General features: G+C 38.6%; 5 protein-coding genes. All 5 read left to right on the forward strand.

Annotation, left to right across the window (positions count from 1 at the left end):
* Positions 1 to 86 precede the first annotated feature (86 nt).
* Positions 87 to 398: a flavodoxin family protein gene (locus ACI4WO_RS05050; protein WP_439806477.1), complete on the forward strand. Its 312-nt coding sequence runs from the start codon at positions 87 to 89 to the stop codon at positions 396 to 398.
* 572 nt (positions 399 to 970) lie between these two features.
* Complete coding sequence (locus ACI4WO_RS05055) at positions 971 to 3,991, forward strand: glycoside hydrolase family 98 domain-containing protein (RefSeq protein WP_439806473.1); 3,021 nt, start codon at positions 971 to 973, stop codon at positions 3,989 to 3,991.
* Positions 3,992 to 3,994: 3 nt separating this feature from the next.
* Positions 3,995 to 6,841: an alpha/beta hydrolase-fold protein gene (locus tag ACI4WO_RS05060; protein WP_439806474.1), complete on the forward strand. Its 2,847-nt coding sequence runs from the start codon at positions 3,995 to 3,997 to the stop codon at positions 6,839 to 6,841.
* A 282-nt stretch (positions 6,842 to 7,123) separates the two neighbouring features.
* Entirely contained in the window at positions 7,124 to 7,297 is a 174-nt protein-coding gene (locus ACI4WO_RS05065) for a hypothetical protein (RefSeq protein WP_439806475.1), read from the forward strand.
* A gap of 119 nt (positions 7,298 to 7,416) precedes the next feature.
* On the forward strand, positions 7,417 to 10,395 hold a 2,979-nt coding region (locus ACI4WO_RS05070), incomplete at its 3' end, for a leucine-rich repeat domain-containing protein (RefSeq protein WP_439806476.1).

The raw sequence follows: 10,395 nt of genomic DNA on the forward strand, positions 1-10,395 counted from the left end.
CTTAACGAAGCAAGACGAGAAGTCAAAATTCAGAGTGCATTAAGACTTATTACTCGTGGTAAATTTTCTGATATTACTGCCATGGAATAACTGATAATTTTAACCTCGCCACTCGGCGGGGTTTTTCATGCTACAAAAGACGCGGTGTATTTGACGCTTACAAACAGTATGTTGAAAACGCAGTCACTCTATGGATAAACGACGGGTGCATCTGTCTTGGATTTTGCCTATGTCAGGGTAAAGTGTCCGAAAAATTTCGTGAAAAGCTTGAAACTGAAACAAATTATTCCCAGGAAGAACTTGACAGAATAATTGAAATTGCATCTTCTCATTCGGATGATAATGATATTGACAGCTTGTATGAATTTGTGGACAATATATCAGAGAATTTGCAGTAATTCTGATGTATACATGTGGTTAGAAGTTATAACAGGTAGTTGAAATAATTGGAAAGAGGAACGCCCAGAAGCTGTGGAGCGTTCCTTTTTTTGCGGAAATATATTTTGGGGTATCTCCTGAAATTTTTATTAGGAAACGGATGAGGAACATACAATAACTGTAGCTTAAAAACTTGTAAGCAAGCTACAGGCAGGGTATTTTTCAGGTCAGATATAAATTTATGATCTTGTAAAAAGCGTGAATGAGAGTATTTTTTATAATGTGGATACACTTTACAGGAGTAACAACATAAAAAGTTAAATTGATATGACAAACATACAAATTTCAATACAAATATGCAATACAAAAACAAAACTTCATGCTATAATAAAAATGATATAAATTTAAATTAAATCATAATTTATTGCCCTTTCAATTAACTTAAAGTTGTCTGTTTGCCTGAAAACTGAAATCAGTGGTCAGAAACTACTGAAAAATGCCTGTTTCCACTCTTTCATGTCAGGCATCCAGCTTTCGCATTTCATACAAAATTTCAACAGTTAATTGCCTGAGCATTAATGGAGGGAAAACTATGAGATTCAAACTGAAGAAATTCTGTGCGGCATTTATGTCCGGAGTTTTAGCATCATCAATGCTTTTATGCTCACTTTTTTCAAGCGGCATAAAAGACTCTGGTTATATTGGTCAGACGTTGAAAAACCTGTCCTTTGATGTGGAACCATTTACAGCAAGTGCTTCTGAAAGCTTCCGGCGTCCGGTATCGTCGGAATCGCCTATGTGGATCGTTCACATAGATTCCTGGAATTATGCCGACCCGGCAAAAATCATTGATTTGATTCCGGAAGATGTACTGCCGTATGTAGTATTCAACATTTCTCTCTCAATCAACTGGGACAGAGATAATCACAAATGGCTGATGGTACAGGATGGATATGAATGTGCAAAATCATGGCTTAGAACCTGTGCTGACAAGGGAGTATGGGCGATGATACAGCCTTCCAGCGGCGGACAGTGTCATTTTCCGGATTATGGTGCGGATGATGATCTTGAAAACACTGTTTTCGGTGAATTTTTCAGAGATTATCCGAACTTTATCGGTTATAATTACTGCGAGCAGTTTTGGGGATATGAACAGGAGGATTTTCCTATAACCTGTGCTGACCGCTACAGACATTTCGCAGCTCTGCTGAAACTGTGCAGTAAATACGGTGGCTATCTGGATGTAAGCTGGTGCGGCAATCAGTGGAGTCCGAAAATCAATCCTCTTGCTATGCTGAAGCAGGTTCCCGAATGGGAGGAGGCGTGCGGTAGATATTCCGATAACTTTATTCTGGAAGAAAAGTACACACAAGGCAGCTACATAGAAGATATGGAAAGCCTTGTTTACGGCTATTATATTTCAGGATACTGTGGGAATTTCGGCGTTCGCTATGATGAAACAGGCTGGACTGACCGTTCAAGCGACGGTACAGAAACCCTTTCGTCAAAAGATCAGTACAGAGTCGTGACCGGACTTCCTATTTTCCTTGAGCGTATGGTCAAAAACGGTGCGACAGTTATTGATGGTCCGGAGCTTGTCTGGGCAGATGATTTCAGGGAAACATCAGGAAAGACAGACAGCGATGGTTACCATGTCAGAGAATGGGAGATGTATGACCAGTATCAGAATGTTATGATAGATACTTTCCGCAAGGTTCAGGATGGTACTATTCGTATCCCGGATCGTGAAGAGGTGATCAGCAATACAAAACTTGTGGTCATTCAGGACGTTGAAGACGGTGCCGGTAAAACATGGGATGAGCCATACAGCACATATCCTACATTATTTGAGGGATTGTATCGTCTGAGCAATGACGGAAATCTGAAAGATAACACTATACTTTATAAAAGTACGGGAACTTATCAGACAATTCCTACAGTATATGCTTTGAAAGACAATTTAGCAAAGTCTATTCCGGTACAGGTAAAACAGTCAGAAATTCCGTCAAGATGGAGTACCATAGAGGATAAACAGGATGAATTTATCCAGCTTTATCCTTCTGATTACTGGGGCAATTGCTATGCAGGAAGAAATGAAAATTCATGGGTAACATACAATCCTGATAAAAACGGAGCCACTGTCGGCGGTTATCTTTCACTTAAATACAATACCTGCAATAAAATGGAAGTTACTCTATCAGAACGTGCATCTGCACTTATAAATGAATATAGTGATCACATAGATATTTATACAAACAACTACGATGAAGATGCAAAAACTACCCTTAAAACTAATACATTCAAAATTTACGGCTGTACGTCAGAGCCAGAATTTACTTATAAGGACAGAGGTGTAAATCAGGCAGCCAGCCAGATTTCCGGAAGTTTTAGCAGTGACGGAACTTATACTCTAACTGTTAAACACAACGGACCTGTTGATATTACTGTAAACTGTTCCGGCAGTGAAACAAACCGTCTGACAACTTATCAGAAGGCAACACTTGTTGAACCGGAATTTCCTGATTTCTATACAGGCACACGTCAATATGAAGGAGAGCTGTTCGATTATAAAAACATAGATGGAAATGTTACAAACGGATGTAACAGCGGTATTACAAGCTATTATGGACAGGGATTCATAAAATTCGGAACCAAATCAGATGCAGCAGTTAAGGATACCGTTTCAACTGAAAAAGCAGGCACCTTTAAACTTACTCTGCGTTATGCAGTAACAGCTGACATAAATAATGTTGATCTGTATGTAAACGGTTCAAAGGTAAAGACACTTTCACTTCCGAGATGCAGCAGTCTCAGCAACTGGAAAACGATTTCCGAAAATATAACGCTGAAAGCCGGAGATAATGCAATTGAAATTAAAGCAGCTTCAGTACTTGCAGATAATCTTTATATTGACTGCTTTACTATTGACGGCGATTTCGGAGATTCTGCTCAGAAGGAACTGGAACCGCTTAATGGAAAGCTTATTAAAAATCTGGTTCGTCTTGATAAGGAAAACGGTGAAAACTGGTCAATATATGAAAATTTTGAAGCTGGTTCGAAGCTCTACGGTGATCGTGACTTTACAGCGGTATCAGTTCCTGAAAACCTGATAGGAGCAGAAGCTATAAGAACTGCATGCGATTCAAAACTTCTCACAACTGATCTGGCAACCTTCACAGCAGGTGCAGATATTACAGTATACGCAGCGGTTGATACAAGAGTTGTTTCAGATCTTTCCTGGCTGAACAGCTGGAAGAATGCTGGAGTAACTATTGAAACATCAAATGATTTAACGCTTGTGCTTTATAAAAAGAATGTCAGTGCGGATGACACAGTAACTCTTGGAACAAACAGCGGCAGCGGTAATGCTGTAAACTATATTGTTTTTGCTGTACCGCAGGAAGAAGTAATTAAAGGTGACGTTGATCTTAATGGAAAAATAAACGTATTTGATCTGATATGTGCAAAGCGTGGATTCATAAATGGCTATAATAATGCACTGGCTTTTGACGCTGCAGATGTTAATGAAAACGGTAAAGCTGACGCAAATGATCTGGAACAGATACAGAATTATCTTGTTGTTAAAATAAGGGACTTTACAACGGAGGAATAATATATGCGTATAAAAACTAAAAGAATCCGATCCATAATGTCGGCTTTCATAGCCGGAACGGTAATGATTTCGGCGATGCCTTCATTTGTACAAATGGAGGCATCGGCAGCCGATAACTGTGTGATTGATATTTCCACAGAATATCAGACTATAAAAGGGTTCGGCGGAATGAATCATCCTGAGTGGACAGGAAAAGACCTTACAGAAACACAGGTTCAGACTGCGTTCGGAAATGGCGAAAATGAAATCGGCATGTCTGTTGTAAGAATTTATGTTAATGATGATCCTGACCAGTGGTACAAAGCAGTGCCTACTGCAAAAGCTGTAATAGAAAAAGGTGGTATTGTTTTTGCAACACCATGGAATCCGCCGGCTGAATTGTGTGAAACATTTACAAGAACTTATACACAGTGGTGGGATGGTAAAGTAGTGGAACAGCCTGATCAAAAGAGGCTGCGTCACGATAAGTATGCTGAATATGCACAGCATCTGAACGATTTCGTTCATTATATGAAGGACAATGGTGTGGATCTTTATGCTATTTCCATTCAGAATGAACCGGATTATGGTGAAGACTGGACATGGATGACGGAAGATGAGTGTGTTGATTTTCTGGAAAATTATGCAGACAAAATTGACTGTCCTGTTATGTCACCTGAAAGTTTTTCTTATAATAAAAGTTATTATAACGCCATTTTAAACAGTAGCAAGGCTTATGCCAACACAGATATTTTCGGAACTCATTTTTACGGAACAAGCCGTGACAATATGGATTTTCCGGCTCTTGAAAACTGTGGCAAAGAAATTTTTATGACAGAGGTTTATACAGACAGCAATAATGATGCTGATTTATGGCCAATGGCACTTGATGTTTCTGAAAACATTCATAATGGACTTGTAGTCGGCAACATGAATGCTTATGTCTGGTGGTATATTCGCCGCAGTTACGGACCTATGAAAGAGGATGGAAAAATCAGTAAGCGTGGTTACTGTATGGCACAGTATTCTAAATTTGTACGTCCGGGAGATGTACGGATTGAAGCAACAGAACAGCCTGCAGATGATGTTTATATCTCCGCATATAAGAACGATGAAAATCAGGTGACAATTGTTGCTGTCAACAAGGGCAGCGAGGGCTATGCACAAAATTTCACGGTTAGCGGACAGACGATTGGCAATGTTGATCGTTACAGAACATCTGCAACTGAAAATATTGCATATACTTCAAATCTTGAAACAGGAGAAAATAATTTCTGGGCACAGCTTCCGGCAGAAAGCGTATCAACTTTTGTTGTTACATTATCTGAAGATCCCGACGAAAACGGTTTTTATTTCCATGATGATTTTGAAAATTCTGACTGCGACTGGGCATCAAGAGGTTCCGGCAAAGTCGGACTGAGCGGAAGAACGCCGTATATGGGTACAAATGCACTTCTTATCTCAGAGAGAACAGAATCATGGAATGGTGCAGAGAAACTTCTGAATACTTCTGTGTTTAAAGCAGGAGAATCCTACAGTTTTAGTGTTGATGTGAAATTCCTTGACGGCAAATGCACAGAGAAAATGTTACTCACTTTACAATATACCGATTCAGATGGGCATACACGATATGAAAATATTGATTCCAAAACTGCTGTCAGAGGTGAATATGTCCAGCTTTATAACAGAAACTTCATAATACCGGCAGGTGCATCGGATGCAAAACTTGTAGTTGAAACATCCGGTCAGACTATGAATTTCTACATTGATGAGGCAGTTGGCACTGTTGCCGGAATAGCTGTTGATGGTCCGGAAGAAATCAGCTTTGTTCCCGGTGATATAAACAGAGATGGAATTATCAATATATTCGACCTTATACTTGCAAAAAGGTTAGTATCTAATGGATTTGAGAATAATCTTGTCAGTGTTATAGCTGATGTAAACCAGGACGGAACTCCTGATACTGATGACATTGTTCAGATTCAGGACTTTTTGATCAAAAAAATCAATAATTTTCAGGATGCAGAAATATCTGATATCGTAATAACTCCGGAAGCATATATGGATCAGGTGAGCCTGAAAATTCTTGAAAGCGAGCCGTCAGACGCTACAGAAGAAAAATCTGATGTATCATATGGAACATATGAAAAAGTAACGTTCTATTCAGATGTATGTAATCGTGATAAAAGCATGAATGTGCTTCTTCCGTCAGGATACACTACGGATAAAAAATATCCGATTATGTATGTTCTGCACGGATACTGGGGAGATGAAGATGCCCTGCTTGATGCCGGTGACGTTTCTCTTAGACTTCGTCAGATTATTGGAAACGCAATTGCATCAGGTGAGGCTGAGGAGATGATTGTAGTTTTCCCTGATATTTATGCAAGTGATACACAGGACAAATGTGATGGTCTGAACGATAAAAATAATAAAGCCTACGATAATTTTATTAATGTACTAACAAAGGAAATCATGCCTTATATGGAGAAGAATTATTCTGTTAAAACCGGCAGAGATAATACAGCTATAACTGGATTTTCTATGGGCGGAAGAGAATCTTTGTATATTGGCTTTTCACGACCTGACTTATTTGGTTATGTAGGTGCGATGTGCCCTGCACCAGGACTGACCACTGATTTGATTGCAGAGGAAGATCTGAAGTTTGATAATACCTCACCATATTTACTGATGGTTAGTGCCGGCTCGAATGATCAGGTTGTCTGGTCTACGCCTTCAGGCTATCATGATGCAATGAATAATAACAGTGTTACTCATGTATGGCATTATGTAACAGACGGTGATCACGGCGGTTATACAATTCGTCCGCATATATATAATTTTGTGAGAGCTGTTTTCAAAGCATCATAAATATTAAAAAGATGATTTATGCAAAGCGATCAGGAATGATTCTGGTCGCTTTATGCTTTAGCAGAGTTCTTCCTTTGCAGTGCTGCATATATTTCCTGTATTATTCTTATTAGTTTCGGTTTTGTGTGATTCTGTTTGACACATAAAAACAAATTTCGGCACGTCCTGATGTAACAGTGCTAAATGGCGTAACAAAGCCTCCTGTTACCCCCCACATTTACCGCTGCTGTACTTCCTGAAGGAGCAGTATTTACAATTCAGAACGTAAACAGTGGTCTTTGTATGGAAGTCAAGGACACAAGTGCCCAGAAAGGAGCAAATGTTCAGCAGTGGGGTGCAGATAGTCCGGCTGCACATAATACATGGCGTGTTCCTTCCAACTTTCAGAAGTTTCTGGCGCTCTTTAGTTGTAAATGTCAGATATGCGGCTGCGATAGCAAGAGATATGGCAAATAAATATACTTCATAAGTAGAATTTAAGCGGACGGATTTCGTCCGCTTTTTGTATTTATTGACAAATAAAGGGTTTAGTGGTAAAATATAAAATATAAATTTATGAAAGGACGGCGGTTTCTTTGAAAATTGCTAAGAAGTTTTTAAGCATGGTTACGGCGATATTGTGCGGTGTAAGTACTTTTGCGGGGGTGCAACCTCTGACTGCTGATGCGTCAAGTTACAGTGATGCCATAGCTTACGGCGATTATCTGACGATTCAGAAAGTCGACGAGGACGAGGATGGAACTTATGATTACATTGAAATTGATGATTGTGACGAATCTGCTGTTACGGTGGAAATTCCGGCAAAGATTTACGGATTGCCTGTGACGAGTATAGGAGATTGGGCATTTTTCGACTGTACAAGCCTTGAAAGCATAACAATTCCTGATAGCGTGACGAGTATAGAAGGATATGCATTTTATGGATGTATAAGCCTTGAAAACATAACAATTCCCGACAGCGTAACGAGCATAGGAGAATGTGCGTTTAATAAATGTACAATCCTGAAAAGCATAACAATTCCAGATAGTGTTACGAGTATAGGAGAGTATGCATTTTCCGATACGCCATGGCTTGAAACAAAGCAGAAGAATTATCCTTTAGTTGTAGTTAACAACATACTTATTGATGGAACAACATGCAGCGGAAATATTATAATTCCAGACGGCGTGACGAGTATAGGAAATTGGGCATTTTATGGTACGCCATGGATTGATAGCATAACAATCCCAGATAGTGTGACGAGTATAGGTGATTATACATTTTCTGATTGTACAAGCCTTTCAAGTATAACAATTCCAGACAGTGTAACGAGTATAGGAGGAAGTGCATTTTCTGATTGTACAAACCTTTCAAGTATAACAATTCCAGATAGTGTAAAGAGTATAGGTGATGACACATTTCATCGTTGTACAAGCCTTGAAAGTATAACAATTTCAGATAGTGTTACGAGTATAGGAGATAATGCATTTGATGGATGTACAAGCCTTTCAAGCATAACAATTCCAGACAGCGTGACAAGTATAGGAGATGTGGCATTTAGGGACTGTACAAGTCTTGAAAGCATAACAATAGAAAATCCTGATTGTACAATTTATGATTCGGAAGAAACTATTTCAGAAAGTGCGGTTATATACGGCTATGAAAATTCAACCGCTCAGGATTATGCTGAAAAATATGAAAGAGAGTTTGTTGCAATTGTTACAGAAGTCGAACACATCGGAACAAAATATGGCGATTATTTGTATTATCAGAAAATTGATGATGACAATGACGGAACTTATGATTATGTTGAAATAACTGATTGTGAAGAGAGTGCAACAAAAGTAGAAATCCCTAGCCAGATTGAGGGCTTGTCTGTTACTAGTATAGGTAATGAAGCATTTGCGTATAATGATAATCTGGTAAGCGTAACGATTCCGGACGGCGTGGTTTCAATTGGAACTGGTGCTTTTTACTTGTGTTCAGGATTAACAGCTGTAACAATCCCGGATAATGTACAATCAATTGAAGATGCAGCATTTTGCTGCTGTTCAGGTTTAAAGAGCATATCAATTCCATATAGTGTAACATCAATTGGATATGATGCATTTCAAAGCTGTACAAATTTATCAAGTGTAAAAATTTACAATCCCGATTGTGAAATTTATGATTCTGATTCTACAATATGTACTGATTATGGCAATGATGATGTAGCTTATTTCAATGGTGAAATTTATGGCTATGAAAATTCAACTGCACAGGCTTATGCAGAAAAATATGGAAGAGTGTTTGTTTCATTAAGTGAAGAACCAGTTGTAACAACTCCTGCAGTGACAACAGTTACAACGACTGCAGTAACCATGGAAACCACAATTGTTACAGAAGTTACAGAAGTCGAACACAAATATGGCGACTATTTGTATTATCAGAAAATTGATGATGACGATGATGGAAATTATGATTATGTTGAAATAACTGATTGTGATTCATCTGCCGTATCAGTTGAAATTCCATCTGAAATTGACGGCTTGCCTGTGACGAGTATAGAAGATTGGGCATTTGAAGACTGTACAAGCCTTGAAAGCATAACAATTCCTGACAATGTGACGAGTATAAGATGTGGTGCATTTTATAATTGTACAGGCCTTACAAGCATAACAATACCAAATAGTGTTACGAGTATAGGAATTAGTGTATTTGAAGGTTGTACAAGTCTTGAAAGTATAACAATCCCCGATAGCGTGACGAGTATAGGAATGGCGGCATTTTACGATTGTACAAATCTTGACAGCATAATAATTCCCGACAGCGTGACAAGTATAAGCATTCATGCATTTTGTGGATGCACAAGCCTTGAAAGCATAACAATAGAAAATCCCGATTGTACAATTTATGATTCGGAAGAAACTATTTCAGAAAGTGCGGTTATATACGGCTATGAAAATTCAACCGCTCAGGATTATGCTGAAAAATATGAAAGAGTGTTTGTTTCATTAAGAAAATATGGCGACTATTTGTATTATCAGAAAATTGATGATGACGATGATGAAATTTATGATTATGTTGAAATAACTGATTGTGATGAATCTGCTGTGTCGGTTGATATTCCATCAGAAATTGACAGCTTGCCTGTGAAAAGTATTGGTTCTTCTGCATTTGAAGGTTGTACAAGCCTTGAAAGCATAACAATTCCAGATAGTGTTACTAGTATAGGATGGTATGCATTTTGGGGTTGTACAAGCCTTTCAAGCATAACTATTCCCGACAGTGTTACGAGTATAGGAGGTAGGGCATTTTCTGGTTGTACAAGCCTTACAAACATAACGATACCAGATAGCTTGACGAGTATAGGAGATGAGACATTTTTAGTCTGTACAAGCCTTGAAAGCATAACAATTCCAGACAGCGTGACGAGTATAGGAACCGGTGCATTTGAAAACTGTACAAACCTTTCAAGCATAACAATCCCCGCCAGCGTGACAAGTATAGAAGATTGGGCATTTGATTACTGTACAAGCCTTGCAAGCATAACAATACAAAATCCTGAATGTGAAATTTGTGATATAAAATATACA

It is taken from the genome of Porcipelethomonas sp. (assembly GCF_051893655.1).
Taxonomy (GTDB): Bacteria; Bacillota; Clostridia; order Oscillospirales; family Ruminococcaceae; genus Porcipelethomonas.

Bases quoted from the DNA above. Each gene is read 5' to 3' on its own strand.
- ACI4WO_RS05055 (WP_439806473.1), top strand. From the start codon at position 971: ATGAGATTCAAACTGAAGAAATTCTGTGCGGCATTTATGTCCGGAGTT.
- ACI4WO_RS05060 (WP_439806474.1), top strand. From the start codon at position 3,995: ATGCGTATAAAAACTAAAAGAATCCGATCCATAATGTCGGCTTTCATA.
- ACI4WO_RS05065 (WP_439806475.1), top strand. From the start codon at position 7,124: ATGGAAGTCAAGGACACAAGTGCCCAGAAAGGAGCAAATGTTCAGCAG.